Source organism: Shewanella sp. 10N.286.52.C2 (assembly GCF_002874545.1).
Taxonomy (GTDB): domain Bacteria; phylum Pseudomonadota; class Gammaproteobacteria; order Enterobacterales; family Shewanellaceae; genus Shewanella.
Genome location: NZ_MCTV01000047.1, coordinates 1 through 17407 on the forward strand (window position 1 = coordinate 1; position 17407 = coordinate 17407).

The following is a 17407-nucleotide window of genomic DNA, read 5'->3' on the forward strand; positions in this document are numbered from 1 at the left end:
GAGTATTTGATATAAGGGCTGTGAGCTAACTCAGTCGTTGCTTCTGAGTACTTAATATAAGGGCTATGCGCTAACTCAGTCGTTGCTTCTGAGTACTTAATATAAGGGCTGTGAGCTAATTCAGTAGTCGCTTCAGAGTACTTAATATAAGGGCTATGGGCTAATTCAGTTGTCGCTTCAGAGTACTTAATATAAGGGCTATGGGCTAATTCAGTGGTCGCTTCAGAGTATTTGATATAAGGGCTGTGAGCTAACTCAGTAGTCGCTTCAGAGTACTTAATATAAGGGCTGTGAGCTAATTCAGTAGTAGCTTCAGAGTACTTTATATAAGGGCTATGTGCTAATTCAGTACTAGCAGATGCATGATTAATATGTGGATTTCCAATATATTGACCTTGGTTAGGTAGGTTAACTAAAACTGTTTCCGTCGTATTAATAGCAGCGTTAGAAGTTGAAGATAAAATTGCAGCTACGATAATTCCATTAATCATTGTTTAATCTCTCTATTCAGGGTTAATTAAAGTGTTAACTTTTATTTGACATCTGAATAGAGGATTGCAGTTGTTATGCCAATGTTGCTTAAATGGCGGTTTTTTTACTTTGTTTTTTTTGATTGATGTTTAATAATTCGGTGAAATCTTTTTCTGGAACAGGCTTACTAAAGATGTAGCCTTGGATTTCTTCACATTTTAAGGCTTTTAATATATTTAATTGCGCGGTTTCTTCTACACCTTCTCCGACAACAGATAAGCCCATGTTATGTGCGATAGTAATAATGCTATCGACCATTTTTAAATCACGATCTGATTTATCGATATCATCCACAAAAGATTTATCAATTTTCAAACAATGAATTGGGAAATGTTTGAGATATGAAAGCGATGAATACCCAGTACCAAAATCATCAAGGGCTAGAGTCACCCCCATTTGGGCAAGCTGATTCATTACTTTGATGGCATTATCTGGATTTTTAATAATGGTACTTTCAGTAATTTCTAGTTCAAGGTGACAAGCTGGGAGCTTTGTGAGCTCTAATACACTTAATATGCGTTGCTGTAAATCAGGTAGGGCAAACTGTCTTGAAGATAAGTTTATGGCTACACGGCCGTTAAATACACCTTGTTCGCGCCACTTCTGTGCTGCAAAGCAGGCTTTACGTAAAACCAGATCGCCAATTTCGACAATTAAACCATTTTCTTCAGCAAGTGGAATAAATTCATTTGGCGGGATGACACCAAATTCCGGATGAACTAATCTAACTAAAGCTTCCATTCCAGCAAGGCTGTCTTGTTTTAAATCGACTTTGGGTTGGTAATAGACTTCAAAGTAATCTTCTTTTAATCCTTCTCGGATCAAGTTTTCTACTTCTAATTGGCGTAGCGCATTTTTGTTTAAAGACTCTGAATAGAATTGGTAACGATTGCCACCCCCTGATTTGGCATGATACATAGCGATATCTGCTTTTCTTAATAGGGCTTGTTCATTTTGCTCATCTTCAGGGTATAAAACTATCCCGATACTTAAGCTAATAACGAGGGATTCGTTATCAACTTTAAACTCTTGTTTCAATGAGTCTATTATTCGAGAGGCGATAGCCGCACATGAACCAATATCAGGGTTATGGTCAACTAAGATGGCAAATTCATCACCGCCAAGACGATATAAACTAACGTGATTTGGAATATTTTCTTGAAGCCTACGAGCGACATCAATAAGTAACGCATCACCAGTTTGGTGGCCTAGCGAGTCGTTAATACGTTTGAAATTATCTAAATCCAATACCATTAATGTATGGTGGACGTCTTTTTTCACTAGATTGTTCAAGGTTACTTGTAAACTAGAACGGTTAGGTAGCCCGGTGAGCAAATCACTATTGGTTAATTTGCGTAGTTCTTCTTCTTGCTGTTTACGACGAGTAATATCTGAGAATACCCCTACGTAATGACTGGTTTCGCCTTGTTCGTTGTATATAGCATCGACGGTGAGCTCCATTAAGAAATGGCTACCATCTCCGCGATTGGCCTCTACTTCATTACTCCAGCTGCCCTGTTGGGCCAAAGCTGCGTGAATTTGGTTAGAGTAGCTGTCAGGGTAACGAGTAAAGTTAAATAATTGTCCAAGAAATTCAGCTCGGTTTTGGGCGGTTAATTGACAACAAGCATCGTTGACTTCAACAAAATGAAATTTGTCATCTAGAATAAACATGCCTTCAGAAATGTTTTCAATTGCTCTTTCGAATAGTCTTAATTGTTCTTCGGTTTGTTTAATATTATTGATGTTTTTGATGGTACCCGTCATACGCAGCGGTTTTTCTTTGTGATCCCTTTCAACAATTTTTGCTCTATCTAGTACCCAAACCCATTTGTGTTGAAGGCTTTTAACGCGGTATGCAACTTCAAAATGATCTGTTAGCCCTTTAAAGTGGTCATTAAGGGCTGTTTTAACTCTATTTTGATCGAGGGGGTGAATATTGCTTTCTTCTCCAGGTTTTCCTGAGCGATGGCCATCTTGAGGAAACTCTAATGTTCCCCAGATATTGGATCGGTAAATTTCACCGGTTTCAATATCCCAATCCCACATTTCATCACCGCTACCCCATAGTGATAATTTTAATCTTTCTTCACTAAGGGCTATTTGTTTTTGTATTTCTCGTCTGCGTAAAATTGTCTTGGCTATGAGTAGCAATATTAATAAGCCCAATACGGTATAGGATAGTTTTGCTTCAAAAGATAAATACCAAGGTGGGGTAATAGTTACCTTAATCGATTTTGTTGGGCCTTGCTTTCCAGATAAATTATTTACTGCATAGACATTAAAATAGTAAGTACCTGCAGATAGATTCGTGTACGTAGCAGAGTTAGTCTTTTGTGCTGGTAACCAGTCGTCATTTAGTCCTTCCATCTGGTAATAGAAGTCATAGTCTTCAAGGTACTTCCCAGGTGCAATGAAAGTAAATGAGAAAGGGTAGTCTGAGTATTTTAAAGTTATAGAGTCTTGGTTGTTAATTGGTTTTGATAATACATTTCCGCCAACCTTTTCAGAGATGTTAAAAAGTTGAAGATCTATCAAGGATACATTTGAAGAACTACTGCTAATGACTTCATTGTATATTTCTCTAGGGTTAACGATGCTTATCCCGCCCGACCCTGTAAATAAAGCATAATTATCAATTGCTAGTGAACTAACAGAGTTATAGTCACTCTGGGCACCATTTTTATTTGTAATAGTGGTGTTGGATAGGTTTATCTTATTTGTGATATTTATTTCTGTAGCTGAAGACGATACTATGAAGTCGTTAAATATTTCAATTGAAAATACTAATTTATTATTTTTATATATAGTTTTTAGACTAAGATCGTTAGTTGAAAGTTTTATTAGTGAATCCCTTGTTCCAAATAGCAAATTCTCTCCATCCAAAGCAAGACTAGTCACCATACTTGTGCTATATATTTTATCACTTTTATCTTCAGTTATTCTGAATAATCCGCCTTGAGTAGCAGCCCAAAATGTGTCACCCTTTCTTATTAGTTGAAAAATAGGATAACGTTCCCCTGTTTCCATAGATTGAATTATTCTATTGTTTTCTAGGATTAATATTTTCCCATTAATTGTAGATAAATAAATAATTTCTCTAACTTCATCTCTCTTAATGTATGTTATTTTTTCATCTAGTATCTTCTCAATTATTAGAGTGTCTAAATTAACTTTAAACAGTCCGTTTATACTACCTATATATAGTTCTCGCCCTAGTAACTCTATTGACTTTGGACCTGATGCATTATCTAGTTTTATTGAAGATTGCTCTTTTAGTGTACTATCTAATACTTTTACTTCTGATGAATCCATAGCAATAAAAATGTTTTTATTGTCTTTAGTAATTGACCAAATATTATTAGTTACTAGTTTTGAGTTTTTTATTAGATTTTTGCTTCGTTCGATTTTTATCAAACCATCATGAATGTCAGCAACAATAATTGCAGATTTGGTTTCTTTTATCAGTGGACGCTTGATTGCGCCTTCTTTATTAATGTACCCTAGTTTTTTTATTTCTTTTTTAGATGAAAAAGTTACAATGCTTGAACCTGCTATTGATATTAATTCGTTTTTATTTAGAGAGCTTTCCAAGTATGTTAAAGCGAGATCTGAAAATTTAGTTGTAGTATTGTTTTTGAAACTGTATAAACCATCATTTGTTGAAATAATTAATTCATCATTTAACCTAGCTATATCATTGGAGTGATGCCCGACAATTGTTAAGTCATTTTCAAACAGTTTAAAAACCTGACCATTATAGTTTCTTATAAAAAAATTATCACCAATTTGAATTATTCGTTTTACCTCATGTAACACTTTACTTTCAAAACTCCAGATTACTCTATTTAATTTCTCATTTAGGATGATAACCTTGTTGTTGAGACCTAGAGCAATGCCTTCAGAGAGGTGGGATAGGTACCAAATTGATTCATCAATTTTTTTACCGTCTATTAAAATAGGGTTAAATTTTTCAGAATTCTCATCAAAGACAGCAAGCCCTTTATCGGTACCAACAATGAGTCTATTTTTTTTATCAATTAGCAATGTTTTTACGAATGAACTAGGTAAACTGGATTGGCTGTCATCTGCATAGAAATGTTTAAAATTAACACCGTCAAACCGATTAAGCCCATTGACGGTACCAAGCCATATATAACCCTGCCTATCTTCTACAATACTAGTGACATTTGATTGTGATAAGCCGTCTTCAACATTATATCGATCGGTATTTAGGACTAATTCATAGTCATCTGCGCCAGCAGACATAGCTGAGTGAGAAATGCTTTGAAGAATAAAAAATGCGCATATTAAGAATGGTCTAATCATTGACATATTAAGGATACTTTTGTCTGCTGCAATTGATAATTATTTACAATAAAGTACCACTTTTTCAGAAAGTTAAGCCTTTGTCAAAAAATGGTTGATTTCTAAGGTTGTGAATGATCAGTATAGTGTTTTCTTTGTAGGGCATATAGTGTTTATTTAGTGTTATTTGTTTCATAATTATCTAATTTTAACGTTTTTATAGCGTATTCCACTGGGTTGCTGTATTTATGCGCAGTTTAGTAAAGTAGTAACAATTAATTATGTGATTAAGTTACGGGTGAAAAATATTACGTTTCTCAAAAATTAAACTTCTCTGCTTGCTGCTTAAAGCCTTTCAAGTCTGTTATCACTTGAGTGTTAGCAATAGGCTCAAGTTGTTGATGCTGCTCTCCAACATTAAATAACACTAATCGGTCACTGTGCTTTGAGCGCATATTTTCTACGATAAACTTAATCAAATCAGCGCGGGTGAGCTTTTTAATTTCCTCTATTACTTTTTCCCTTTGATTAAATTCATAATCACGATTACCAAGACAGACCCAGTAGCGTTGGCTTCGGCTTTTCAAACTAGCATCTTTTTCTGAAATTTGGTTGATCAAACCTTGCTTAGTAGCTTCCCACTGCCCCTTGGTTATCTGCATGACTGCATAGTTAAAGTCCGCGATAAATTCATCGATGGCTTCAAGAAGCTTTCGTGGCGCAGTTGTGGGTGATTGGATGTAGAAAATCATCCCCGGGTGTCGATTTAAAGGTAAATAGCCCGTTCCGACCATATAGCCAAGTTGTTTTTCTGTTCTGAGTTCATGGAAAAATGTCGAAGACATCGTATGATTTAATAAACTAAACAGCCCAATTTGATGGGGAGTTGTTTGTTTTGATTGGTAGTAAATAATGATCGCGCTGTCTTGATGCTCAATGTTGAGTTCGCGCATTAACATGCCGCGATTAGACAGATTAATGAGTTCGCGACTAGATTCGTTACTGGGCTTTGTTACCAATGACAGAACCTGTTTTAAGCGTCTCGCCAGTTGCTGGGCTTCACTCGCTAACCAGTCACCATAGACTAAACCTTCAACATAAATTTTTTCATAAAATGCCCCTACGTGTTCATGTAATTCATCTAGTGTCACTTCCTCTAGCATTTCTGCCATTCTAGTGGGCTCGTAAGAGCGTTTCTGCAGTGTCACAGTCAAGCTAGTGAAGAGCTGCGCGATGGGTTTGGCTTGGGCTGCGTTAGTCCAACTGCGGATAAGCTGCTTTTTGATAAGCTTAAACCTATCTTGGGTAAAGTTTCGCTCTCTGGCTTTTTCAATTACTAAAGCTAATAGCGTTTCTTGATTACCGGTAAAGCCGGTTAGATGCAGTGTTATTCCACCTTGATGAGGGTAAATATTATAATTTAGTCCTGCTACTTCAGCCTGATAAGTGGCTTCAGCGAGGTAATCTAGCACCATCTCAACATACAGTCTTGTTAACGCGGCATGCTTTGGGGTGGGGCTAGCTTGATCTGAGTCCAAGGATAAATATAAATGTCCTTTGGGTACGTTAAACTCATCATCTTTACGATGCCAAAAACGGTAACCTTCATCTTCAGCCACAATGGTCGGCACAGCACTGGTACTTAGTTCATTTCTAGCTTGTGGGTCGTCAACGATAAAAGGATTTTTAAGGGGTAATTTTAGTTCTTTTCTTGGTTTTACCTGCTGCCAATGGGCCACTTTTTCTTTTGAGATCTCCTCAATAGAGTAAGGGGTAAAATACCATTGCGCCTGAGTGTCAGTACTTACTTCCTTTGAGAGTAACTGAGTACGCATGTTGTTAGGATTAAAATAATGAAGTAACTCAAGAGTTTCTGTCTCAATAAGTTTATCCATTCGGTAATCACCGTAAACCACATCTTCAACATCATAGTGCTGCATGTTGATACTAAGGTGGCTGGCAAGATCTAGATTTTTGATTTGTTCTTGAAATTTAAAGGCTGTAGATAACAGGCTTGCTCTTTCTTGATAACGCCAAGGCTCAATGCCTGACTCTTTAATTAATTCAAGGTATTCAAATGTGCAGGTTACGATTTCATCAACTTGCGTTAAACCTTTGTCGGTTAGCTGGATACTGATGCTGTAATCTTTGAAGTTGTAACCACTGACCCCACCACCTGCCGATAAATTATTGGCTAGACCATGCTCTTTTAAATATGACAGTAAACTACCAGGACTTTCATTGCCTAATAAGTGACTAATGAAAGTCAGTGGTTTGGTTTTATAAAAAGGTTCCATGCTAGGCAGGGCAAAACTAATATTGAGCCTCTTTTGCTCTTTTACTGGCATGATATTAATTTTTTTTAGTAATAACTCTTGGCTTAAATAAGGGGTGTCAGGGTAGCTCTTTATTATCTTTTTATTATTAATAGCACTGAAATATTGTTGTACTTTTTCAGCTTGCTGGTCTAACGATAGCGGCGATATTAGGCATAATGTCATAATGTTGGCGCTGTATTTTTCTTGATAGAAATCCAGTAATTCTTGGCGCACATCAGCTTCGTCGCCTGCTAAGGTTTGCAGATTGCCCACTGAAAATTTACTGAATGGATGTGCTGGATTGATTGATTCTTTTTGTACTTGGTAAACCCGTCTAATATCGTCTTTAAGCTTTAAACTGTATTCAGAATCAATGGCATGCCTTTCTCTATCAACGAGTTCTAAGTCAAATTTAGGAGCGATAAAAAATTGACTAAATCGGTCTAAAGATTCTTCAAATTGCTCAGCATCAATACTATAGAAAAAATTAGTTTGTTCAGTGCCTGTCCAAGCGTTGTTGGTACCACCATGGTGATTGATAAACTGATGATATTCACCAGAATCTGGATACTTTTCAGTGCCTAAAAACAGCATATGCTCTAAAAAGTGCGCCATGCCGGGTCGCGAAGTGGGGTCGTCAAAGTGACCCACAGATACGGTCATGGACGCTGCCGCATGGGTAGCCTTGGTATCTTCAACTAATAACACCCGCAATTCATTTTCCAAAACCATATATTGGTATTGGCGATGATCATTTGGGCTTTTCACTATTTCAGGCTGTGTAGTGTCTGGTTTTATGGTCAAGATAATGCTCCAGATGAGAAGGCACTGTATAACGACTTGAGTAACTACTTGGGTTCTTTGTTGCTCACTTTGCAACTATTAAAAAAGTAGTTTGAATATATATAGTGATATTGTTAGCGGTTTTTAGCAACTTTTAGTCACACTGTTGAAAGAGTTTAATAGCTTTTCAGAATAATACGCATAAAATTCATAGAAACATCGACTAAAGACTAATTAATTTTACTTCATAGTTTCTTTGTGGATGAATTATTTAAGGCTACAATTAGCCAATAAACACTATAATAATGAGTAGCGAGAGAAGTATGCAGCTATTTTTAATGCGCCATGGCGAAGCAAGTTTTGACGCCCCATCTGATAGAGAGCGTATGTTATCTCAAGTTGGGCGTAATCAATCAAATACCATGGCCAATTGGTTAACGCAGAAAGTAAACAGTGTCGATTTAGTGATAGTAAGTCCTTACCTAAGGGCACAACAAACATGGCAAGAAGTGGCTAAACATCTACCGGAACCAAACAAATGGTTAGTGTTAGATGATATAACGCCTTCTGGCAGCCCTCAAATCGCTGTTGATGCTATTTTAGCTTATGCTGAACATTACAATGCTCAAAAGGTGTTAGTTATCGCTCACATGCCTATTCTAGGTTATATGGTCAGTGAATTAGTTGCAGGTATGGAGCCTCCGATATTTGCTACATCGGCTATTGTATCGATTGATAAAAACGAACACGGTTTTCATTTTGAGCTAATGCAAACCCCAACTCAAATAAGCGCTTAAGTTCTTCCAATGAGTGATAGGTAACTGCAGTTATTGAATCTTGGTTGAGTGTTTAATATACAAAAGAGCCTTTTAAGGCTCTTTTTAGTTTTGGCTCAAGATAATTATTTAAATGCTTGTCGTTATTAACTGTAAATAGCCGCTATCTTCTATGGGGATGCTCACCAATATCAATCAATACCATTAGCGCAGCATCAGCGCCCCATTCTTTAGTGGCTTGATGAAAGGCTTTGACTTTTGGGTGTTGAGCCAGCCACATGGGTAATTGCTGTTTTAAAATCCCTGAGCCATAGCCGTGCATGACGCAGCAACAGATAACATGCTGTTTCACACAGGCTTGTATTAAGGCTGCAAGCTCAAGTTTAGCTTCAGCTTGTCGCATGCCGTGCAAATCAAGTAACAAGTCAGGTTGGTAATCACCACGGCGAAGTCGTTTTAATTCAATCTTTTCAACACCATCGTTTAACCAGCGCATCGGCCCTTCAACGGGGAGTAACGGCTGATAGTTATCTGAAAAATAACTGTCGGCATAAACCTGCTGTTCTTTGATTTCGACTTGTTGTTTAGTTTTGACTGACTGTTTAAAATGATGCTTATCTTGGTTTAATGGCCTAATACCATCCAAGTGCTCTGAAAACAGTGCAAAGTCAGGGTTATTTTCTTTATTCATGCTGCTATTGTATTGAATTCTAGGTCATCTTAATAGACTTCAGTTACAATGTGCGGGAACAATTTTTCAGGAGCGATGTTTTGGATAAAATCTTTGTAGATGAAGCTGTCACCGAATTAAGAACCGTTGGCGATATGTTACGTTGGGCCGTTAGCCGTTTTAACGATGCCAACATTTATTATGGTCACGGAACTGATAATGCTTGGGACGAAGCGATTGCTTTGGTTTTTTACGCACTGCACCTTCCTGAAGAAATCGGCCAGCAAGTGGTTCATGCCAATTTAACCAGCAGTGAAAAGCATAAAATAGTGGAATTAATTATTCGCCGTGTTCGTGAGCGTCTACCTGTTCCATATTTGACTAATAAAGCACGCTTTGCTGATTTAGAGTTTTATGTTGATGAACGTGTGTTAGTACCACGTTCTCCAATTGCTGAAATGATCAACAATAATTTCAGCCCTTGGCTTTATAACAAGCCAGTTCATCGTGTGATGGATTTATGTACCGGCAGTGGCTGCATCGCAATTGCGTGTGCCTATGCATTTGAAGATGCAGAAGTCGATGCATTAGATATCAGTGAAGATGCACTTGAAGTTGCTCAAATTAATATTGAATCCTTAGACGTGCTAGATCGGGTTTTCCCTATTCAGTCAAATATGTTTTCTGCTATCCCAAAAGGGCCGCAGTACGATTTGATCGTATCTAATCCACCATACGTAGATGAAGAAGATATTGGCGATATGCCAGATGAATATCATCATGAGCCTGCCATTGGGCTGGCATCGGGTCGTGATGGTTTAGATTTAACCAAGCGTATTTTAGCTAATGCATCAGACTACCTAACAAAAGATGGTCTGTTAGTGGTTGAAGTGGGTAACTCAATGGTGCATTTAATTGAGCAGTTCCCAGACGTACCATTTACATGGGTTGAGTTTGAACATGGCGGCGATGGCGTGTTTGTATTGACTTATGATCAGCTAGTTGAAAATGAATCACTTTTCGCCATCTACAAAGATAGTGAATAATAGGGATAGTGAATAATAGCTATTAGCATAAAATTTAGCTGAGGTAATCAGAACGCATGTCAGGAAATAGTATTGGTCAAAACTTTGTAGTGACTACCTTTGGAGAAAGTCACGGTGTCGCGTTAGGTTGTATTATTGACGGTTGCCCTCCAGGGCTTGAGTTAACCGTTGAAGATATGCAGCATGATCTCGATCGTCGCCGCCCTGGGACATCTCGTTATACCACCGCGCGTCGCGAAGCTGATGAAGTTCGTATTTTGTCAGGGGTATTTGAAGATAAAACTACCGGTACATCGATTGGCTTATTGATTGAAAATACCGATCAACGTAGCCAAGATTACTCAAATATTAAAGACTTATTCCGTCCTGGTCATGCTGATTACACTTACCAGCAAAAATATGGCTTGCGTGATTATCGTGGTGGTGGACGTTCATCAGCGCGTGAAACGGCGATGCGAGTTGCTGCTGGCGCTGTAGCTAAAAAATATTTAAAGCAAGTACATGGTATTGAAATCCATGGTTACATGTCTCAGCTAGGTCCTATCTGCGCTGAATCAGTTGATTTAAATGAAGTTGAGCAAAATGCCTTTTTCTTCCCTGATGCCAGTAAGCTTGAGCAACTAGACGAATACATGCGTGATTTGAAAAAATCTGGCGATTCAGTCGGTGCTAAAATTACCGTGGCAGCAACAGGTGTTCCTGTTGGTTTAGGCGAGCCAGTATTTGACCGTTTAGATGCCGATATTGCTCATGCGTTAATGGGTATCAATGCGGTTAAAGGCGTTGAAATTGGTGATGGCTTTGGTGTGGTAACCCAAAAAGGCTCAGAAGGACGTGATTTAATGTCGCCAGCAGGATTTGAGTCTAACCATGCGGGCGGAGTACTTGGCGGTATTTCTTCTGGTCAGCCTGTTGTTGCGCATATTGCATTAAAACCAACTTCTAGTATTTCAGTACCTGGTCAAAGTATGACTGCTCAAGGTACCACAGCAGATGTGGTCACTAAAGGTCGTCATGATCCATGTGTTGGTATTCGTGCTGTACCGATTGCCGAAGCCATGCTGGCTATCGTATTGATGGATCACTTACTTCGTCATCGCGCGCAAAATCAGGACGTGGTTTCCCAAACCCCTGTCATCGGAATGAAGTAATGCCTAATTTGTTAAGCACTGAGCCAAAAGCAGTTTGGCTCAGTGCTTGTTATTTCTTTTTCTTTTCCATCCTCGGTTTAATGGTTCCTTATCTCGGTGTGTTTTTCGATAACCGAGGCTACAATGCGCAAGAAATTGGTTTTCTCATGGCAATACTCATGGGAACACGCATCATTGCACCTAACGTTTGGGCGTTTGTCGCTGATAGAACGGGCATGCGCAGTGAGTTAGTTAAGTTTGGATCAGCTGCCGCGGCGATAACTTACATCAGTTTTTTCTTTGATGCTGGTGTGGTTTACCTTGCCATTAGCTTGTTTATCTATACCTTTTTTTGGAATGCAATTCTCGCTCAGTTAGAAGTGATTACCCTTGAAAGTTTGGGTGATGAAGCGCATCGCTATGGCGCGATTCGAAGCTGGGGCAGTGTCGGTTACATTTGTTTAGTGGTGGCTGGTGGCTTTGCTATCAGCCAGTTTGGCGCTGACATATTGCCCTCAATTGGCATGCTGTTATTCATCGGTATGTTTTTGTGTTCCTTGGCGTTGCCTGCTAATCGAGTCAAAGTTGCTGATGCATCTTTAAGGCCCCCTTTAAAAATTACCGCGCCTATATTTTGGTTTTTAGTCTCAGCCTTATTATTACAGATGAGTGTTGGGCCATTTTATGGCTTCTTCGTACTTTACCTAAAGCAAGCGGGTTACTCTGAAGCGAGCGCGGGGTTATTTGTCGCTTTTGGTGTTGTGGTCGAGATCTTAATGTTCATGCTAGCACCAAGGTTACTGGGTCGGTTTGGGGTTAAATTATTACTGCTACTCAGTGTGGCATTAACGGCTGTTCGTTGGTTGTTGTTAGCTTATGGGGTTGATAGCATCTTAATTTTATCCATTAGCCAAGCGCTGCATGCCTTTACTTTTGGTTTAACCCATGCGGCTTCTATTCAGTTTATTCATCGTAATTTTGATATTGCCCATCGCAGCAAAGGCCAAGCCATGTACGCCAGTATCAGCTTTGGTTTTGGTGGCGCGCTCGGTATTTGGATAAGCGGGCTTATTTGGGGTGATGGTTCTGGCTCTACCAATACTTGGATTTTTGCCGCTATGTGTGCATTTTTATCTATGCTTGCCGTTATGGCCATTTCAGAGAAAAAAAAGGACGTTATTTCGTGAAGCGTTTTCGTTTAGGTTTGATTATCAATCCGCTTGCTGGATTAGGTGGTAGTGTCGGGTTAAAAGGCTCTGACGGTGTTGCGACGCAAGCTATTGCAAAAGGCGCTGAGCCCAAAGCGCAGCTTAGAATGCAACAAGCTTTAGAGGTTGTGCTGCCATTTAAAGATCAAATCGATATTATTACCGCATCCGGCGCGATGGGGCATGATTTAGCCCAACAGCTTGGGTTTAATACTGAGTGCGTTTATCAGTCTGCGAATATAACCGAAGCTAAAGACACTCAATCAGCCGTTAAAGCACTGATCAATGAATCGTTAGATTTACTGTTATTTGCCGGTGGTGACGGCACTGCCAGAGATATTTATAGTGTCATTGAGCAAGATGATACTGCGCTTTTACCTGTGTTAGGTGTGCCTGCTGGGGTTAAGATTCACTCTGGGGTGTATGCGATTACCCCCCATGCTGCCGGTGTTGTGGTTGAAATGCTGTTAAAACGTGAATTGGTGAGCTTGATGGACGCTGACGTGATGGATATTGATGAAGTGGCGTTTAGGCAAGGTGTGGTAAAAGCTAAACGATACGGTGAAATGCAGGTGCCTGCAGAGCCACGTTATATTCAAGCGGTAAAAATGGGCGGCAAGGAAGTCGATGAACTGGTGTTAGCTGATATCGCAGCTGATGTGATTAGTCAGATGGAAGATGAGCTGTATATCATAGGCAGTGGCTCTACTGTTGCTGCGTTAATGGAAGACCTCAATATCGATAACACCTTATTAGGTGTTGATGTGATTCATGATCAAACCTTAGTAGCCAGTGATGTTACTGCTAAGCAGTTAATTGAGCTTACTCAGCATAAACCCACAAAACTGGTTATTACCCTCATTGGCGGTCAAGGCCACATATTAGGTCGAGGTAATCAGCAGTTGTCTCCAGAGCTAATAAAACAAGTTGGTAAAGACAATATTATTATCCTTGCTACAAAAACTAAGTTAAAAGCACTTGAAGGCAGGCCATTAATTGTGGATAGTGGCGACCCAGAATTAGATAGAGAGCTTACGGGCTATTATAAAATTGTTACTGGATACCACGATTACGTGATGTACCAAGTGGCAAATCCAGATTTATCGGAGAGCTAAACCATGTTAGAAAAATATGATGCTGCATTAGAGTCATGGATTGAAAGTAACGTTGCCCATGGCGATGATGATGCGTTATTTGCCAGTGGTTATTTGCAAGGCCATATCGCTGTTGTATTGTCACAGCTTGAGCAAGAGCAGACTTCTGGCATCGATGCATTAGATGATAAAATGGTCGATTGTTTAGCGCTAGCAAACGATGAACTAGATGAAGCAGATTTCAGTCTAGTCAAGGCTGCATGGTTACAGCTTCGTCAAATTATTAGCGACATTAAATAATCTATGACTAAGCAAACTGTTTCAATTGGGCTTGTTAACCCAAAAACACCAGTAAATGTTGGCGGCATTATGCGCGCTGCTGGCTGTTACCGAGCTAATTCGGTTTTTTACACTGGCAATCGTTATGCATTGGCGGCACGTTCTGGTGAAGCGCAATATGACATCGATACCAAAAATGCGGCCGCTACTATTCCGCTCACCGCTGTTGAGTCTTTACTTGAGCAAGTGCCACAAGGCGCAAAAATCATTTGTGTTGATCTAGTGGTTGGCGCAACGCCGCTGCCTTTGTTTGAGCACCCGCAAGATGCATTTTATATTTTTGGCCCTGAAGATGGCACCATACCCCAGCAAATTATCGATGCCGCGGATGATGTGGTTTATGTGCCAACTGTCGGTTGTATGAACTTAGCTGCGTCAGTGAATGTATTGCTTTATGACCGCTTATCAAAAAGTACTCAAATAGCGGCAGACGATGAATTAATTCGTGAAAGTCGCGACAATAATAATCGTACCAAAGTCAAAACTTGGCTAAAAAAGTAAACGGTTAATTGGATCAGCGTTAATCGCCTGGTAATAACTAAAGCTCAATAAGATAATGTCCTATTGAGCTTTTTTATGCCTGATTTTTAGATGCTTAAGTGGCTATTTGTTGTATTTGTTCAAAAAAGAGCTTAAATATTCCAAGCCACTTTTTTGTGTTGCTACTTGTGTTGTTACTTGTGTTGTTACTTGTGTTGCTACTTGAGTTTCTGCTTGTGCATAGGCTCGAGTTAGCTCAGCTTGTAAGCAGTGATAAATTGCAGTTTCATGTTCTGCTATAAGTTCAAATGTCGGTGCTAATTGACGGCTCTCTTGACTATCTTGAAGCTGACATTGCTGTAACCATTGTCGATATTTTACTTCATAAGGTTCAACCCATTGGCTTAAGGTCTGCATTAATTCAAGCCAAGGTAAGTCGATCCACTTTTTGGCATCGTCATCGCCTTGTGCGGTTAATTCAGCGGTTTTAAACACATATTTTTGAGGTTGTTTCAAAAGATGCTGTAGTAATAACTCTGCGGTAACCGTTTCTACTTCCACTAACGCCTTCCAGAGCTTATTTTGCTCATCATTATCGTCAACATTTTCAAAGTAACTAAAAAATGCAATGCCGTAAATCTCGCCTTCGTAAGCTTGATGGATTAGATGATTCATTGTTATCTCTGTCGATTGAATTAAAACGCTCAATTAGCTTAACGCTTTACCTTTGAGTAACTTTCTTAACCACATTCGATTGGGGTTAAGCATTGCCAGCATTTCATAGCTAAGTGGTGGCGTGTGATTGCATATCATTGCCGCTAATGCCTCTGCAGCTAAAGGCCCAGAACTTAGGCCTCTTGAGCCTAGTCCTCCCAAAATGAATAAATTGTCATAGCTTGGTGCTTGGTGTTGCTGCCAAAACTTTCGGCTAGCGGGACTATGCTGATGTTGCTCTAATGGCTGCTGATTATATTGGGCATAAATGGCTTCAACATTAGGGGCGAGTCCCATCATAGGGCAATGATCACGAGTAACCATTCTAACGCCCACTCTGGCGCTGGCAGCTGATACATCAATATCGCACAGCCAGTTACGCTCAGGAAAACTCTGATGCATTTTTTGGGCATTTTCTAATTGCTCAGTGGGACTGTAATCTACATTATCGGGCGACTTTACATAGCTTGCCCCAACACAGTGGCGCTGATTATTACTGGGAGTGAGATAGCCGTGGGCGCAAATCACCGTATCAAGTTGAGCCAGTTCACCTTGGCTGGGTATATGGCTCACTTGGCCACGAAAGCCTGTGACCTGTAATAATTTAGTTTGTTTAAAATCAGTTAATTGAGCCCCTGAAGCGATGACGACTTTACCATGCCTAAAGCTATCATGTTGCTCGTTGTCATGACTGGCGTTAAGTTGCCAGTAAGCACTCTGAGAGGGCACTTTGCCATCTTGTGTTAAGTCAATGTCGTGCTCAAGGCTGTTAACCCGTTCAGGACTGTTAACTCGCTCAAGGCTGTTAACGCGCTCAAGGCTGTTAATTTTAGTGTTGAGCTTAATTATTAATTTACAGCCATTTTTTTCTGCAACTGAAGTGGCATGAGCAATGGCTGCCTGAGCAAATTCAAAAGGGCAGATCCAACCAGCCCAAGGATAGTAAAAGCCATTTTTGTTGATGTCGATTCTTGCCAGTTGATTGGCTTGCTCAGCGTTAACACTAAAAGCAATTTCTTTTGGCCACTGCTGACCAAGCATAATTTTATTCAGTCTGGCATCACTGCGCTCATCAAACCCAGTTTGCAGTACACCACAAAATTGATGGTCAATCTGGTGACCTAACGCTGTTAATTGCTGCAACCTACGGCGACTGAATAAAAAAGCTTGTTGAAAGTACTGACTCATCAGGTTGTTATCAGGAGTGAGTAGGGGATAAATAGCGCCTTGCTTATTACCCGATGCGCCATCAGCCAATTGGTTATCTTTGCAATAAATGGTGACACTCTGCCCACGTTCAATCAGTGATAACGCCAAATGGGCTGCAGCTATACCGCCACCAATAATGGCGATAGTGTCGTCACTGCTCTGATGATGTTCACTGCAAGGGCTCAAGCAATAGGCGTAATGGCTATCAGTACTGCGGCGCAGCGCTTGGCGCTCTTGTAAGGCAATAGAATCGTGTTTTTGAGTATCAGGTTGACATTCACTTTTCTGGTTAAAAATATTATTTACGCCAAAACCGCTTCTGCAGGCTAATAGGTTAAGTTGTTTAAAGCTCGTTGCGTTATCATTGTCACTGGCAGAGTCAAAATAGTGAATATTGGCTGTATCTTCACTCAGTCTGCCCATTTGCCACAGTAACTTTTCACTAAGGTATTGATCTATATATTGGCTTGTAATCGTATGAGGTAAGCAATGCCAGTTTGATATCAACATTTTTTCGGCGTTGGGAATACCTTGGCAATTTTCTAACAATGAACCGAAATACAGATCAACAGTGAATAAACCTTTGGCTAACACCAATCTTTGGCAACCAGATATTTTGGCGATACAAGCTTGCTGAAGGACTAAGGCTAATTCATAAAATGGATCTTGTTTATCAAGATGTTGATGTAAAAAGCCTAATTCAGCTGAATTTATAGGATTAGGTTCAAATATGCTGAGCAGTATTTTTTGTTTTTTTGTTAGAGATAACTGCCATAGTGACATGAGCTCCATACCAATACC

At 39.6% G+C, this 17407-nt stretch carries 12 protein-coding genes and 1 pseudogene; 7 read left to right on the top strand and 6 right to left on the bottom strand.

Going from position 1 to position 17407, the window contains the following annotated elements; all coding sequences use genetic code 11:
* The 3 genes from BCU94_RS16045 to BCU94_RS16055 all read right to left on the bottom strand — a co-directional run.
* The coding region (locus BCU94_RS16045) for a hypothetical protein (protein ID WP_133149798.1) at positions 1–491 on the bottom strand (491 nt) is incomplete at its 3' end.
* An 88-nt stretch (positions 492–579) separates the two neighbouring features.
* Positions 580–4866, bottom strand: a complete 4287-nt coding sequence (locus BCU94_RS16050; protein ID WP_102476948.1) for an EAL domain-containing protein — start codon at positions 4864–4866, stop codon at positions 580–582.
* A gap of 290 nt (positions 4867–5156) precedes the next feature.
* Positions 5157–7889: an insulinase family protein gene (locus BCU94_RS16055; RefSeq protein ID WP_102476978.1), complete on the bottom strand. Its 2733-nt coding sequence runs from the start codon at positions 7887–7889 to the stop codon at positions 5157–5159.
* Between the two features lie 374 nt (positions 7890–8263).
* Between BCU94_RS16055 and sixA the strand changes: the two genes are divergently transcribed.
* Entirely contained in the window at positions 8264–8737 is a 474-nt protein-coding gene (sixA, locus tag BCU94_RS16060) for a phosphohistidine phosphatase SixA (protein ID WP_102437476.1), read from the top strand.
* Positions 8738–8879: 142 nt separating this feature from the next.
* Here the strand turns inward: sixA and smrB are convergent, their stop codons facing one another.
* A complete protein-coding gene (gene smrB / locus BCU94_RS16065) occupies positions 8880–9407 on the bottom strand; it encodes an endonuclease SmrB (protein WP_102476949.1) in 528 nt (175 codons plus the stop codon).
* Positions 9408–9487: 80 nt separating this feature from the next.
* On the opposite strand from smrB, the gene prmB reads away from it, so the two are divergent.
* The 6 genes and pseudogenes from prmB to BCU94_RS16095 form a co-directional block, all read left to right on the top strand.
* Complete coding sequence (prmB, locus tag BCU94_RS16070; protein WP_102437472.1) at positions 9488–10432, top strand: 50S ribosomal protein L3 N(5)-glutamine methyltransferase; 945 nt, start codon at positions 9488–9490, stop codon at positions 10430–10432.
* A gap of 56 nt (positions 10433–10488) precedes the next feature.
* Positions 10489–11583: a chorismate synthase gene (gene aroC, locus BCU94_RS16075; protein WP_102437470.1), complete on the top strand. Its 1095-nt coding sequence runs from the start codon at positions 10489–10491 to the stop codon at positions 11581–11583.
* On the top strand, positions 11583–12749 hold the full coding sequence (locus BCU94_RS16080; RefSeq protein WP_102476950.1) for an MFS transporter: 1167 nt from the start codon (positions 11583–11585) through the stop codon (positions 12747–12749). Before aroC ends, BCU94_RS16080 begins: the two co-directional genes overlap by 1 nt.
* Positions 12746–13885 (top strand): ATP-NAD kinase family protein, encoded by a 1140-nt coding sequence (locus BCU94_RS16085; RefSeq protein WP_102476951.1) that lies wholly within the window; start codon positions 12746–12748, stop codon positions 13883–13885. Before BCU94_RS16080 ends, BCU94_RS16085 begins: the two co-directional genes overlap by 4 nt.
* Positions 13886–13888: 3 nt before the next feature.
* Positions 13889–14164 (top strand): YfcL family protein, encoded by a 276-nt coding sequence (locus BCU94_RS16090; RefSeq protein ID WP_076537149.1) that lies wholly within the window; start codon positions 13889–13891, stop codon positions 14162–14164.
* Between the two features lie 18 nt (positions 14165–14182).
* A pseudogene (locus tag BCU94_RS16095) lies at positions 14183–14704 on the top strand (RNA methyltransferase); the annotation flags it as partial.
* A 102-nt stretch (positions 14705–14806) separates the two neighbouring features.
* Here BCU94_RS16095 and BCU94_RS16100 read toward each other — a convergent pair.
* Both BCU94_RS16100 and mnmC read right to left on the bottom strand, forming a co-directional pair.
* Positions 14807–15358 (bottom strand): hypothetical protein, encoded by a 552-nt coding sequence (locus BCU94_RS16100; RefSeq protein WP_198590902.1) that lies wholly within the window; start codon positions 15356–15358, stop codon positions 14807–14809.
* A gap of 33 nt (positions 15359–15391) precedes the next feature.
* Positions 15392–17398, bottom strand: a complete 2007-nt coding sequence (gene mnmC, locus BCU94_RS16105; protein ID WP_102476979.1) for an FAD-dependent 5-carboxymethylaminomethyl-2-thiouridine(34) oxidoreductase MnmC — start codon at positions 17396–17398, stop codon at positions 15392–15394.
* Between the last annotated feature and the right edge of the window lie 9 nt (positions 17399–17407).

What these genes read in the sequence shown, in the direction of transcription:
- BCU94_RS16050 (WP_102476948.1), bottom strand. Translation starts at nt 4,866, where the DNA reads ATGTCAATGATTAGACCATTCTTAATATGCGCATTTTTTATTCTTCAA.
- BCU94_RS16055 (WP_102476978.1), bottom strand. Translation starts at nt 7,889, where the DNA reads ATGGTTTTGGAAAATGAATTGCGGGTGTTATTAGTTGAAGATACCAAG.
- sixA (WP_102437476.1), top strand. Translation starts at nt 8,264, where the DNA reads ATGCAGCTATTTTTAATGCGCCATGGCGAAGCAAGTTTTGACGCCCCA.
- smrB (WP_102476949.1), bottom strand. Translation starts at nt 9,407, where the DNA reads ATGAATAAAGAAAATAACCCTGACTTTGCACTGTTTTCAGAGCACTTG.
- aroC (WP_102437470.1), top strand. Translation starts at nt 10,489, where the DNA reads ATGTCAGGAAATAGTATTGGTCAAAACTTTGTAGTGACTACCTTTGGA.
- BCU94_RS16080 (WP_102476950.1), top strand. Translation starts at nt 11,583, where the DNA reads ATGCCTAATTTGTTAAGCACTGAGCCAAAAGCAGTTTGGCTCAGTGCT.
- BCU94_RS16090 (WP_076537149.1), top strand. Translation starts at nt 13,889, where the DNA reads ATGTTAGAAAAATATGATGCTGCATTAGAGTCATGGATTGAAAGTAAC.
- BCU94_RS16100 (WP_198590902.1), bottom strand. Translation starts at nt 15,358, where the DNA reads ATGAATCATCTAATCCATCAAGCTTACGAAGGCGAGATTTACGGCATT.
- mnmC (WP_102476979.1), bottom strand. Translation starts at nt 17,398, where the DNA reads ATGGAGCTCATGTCACTATGGCAGTTATCTCTAACAAAAAAACAAAAA.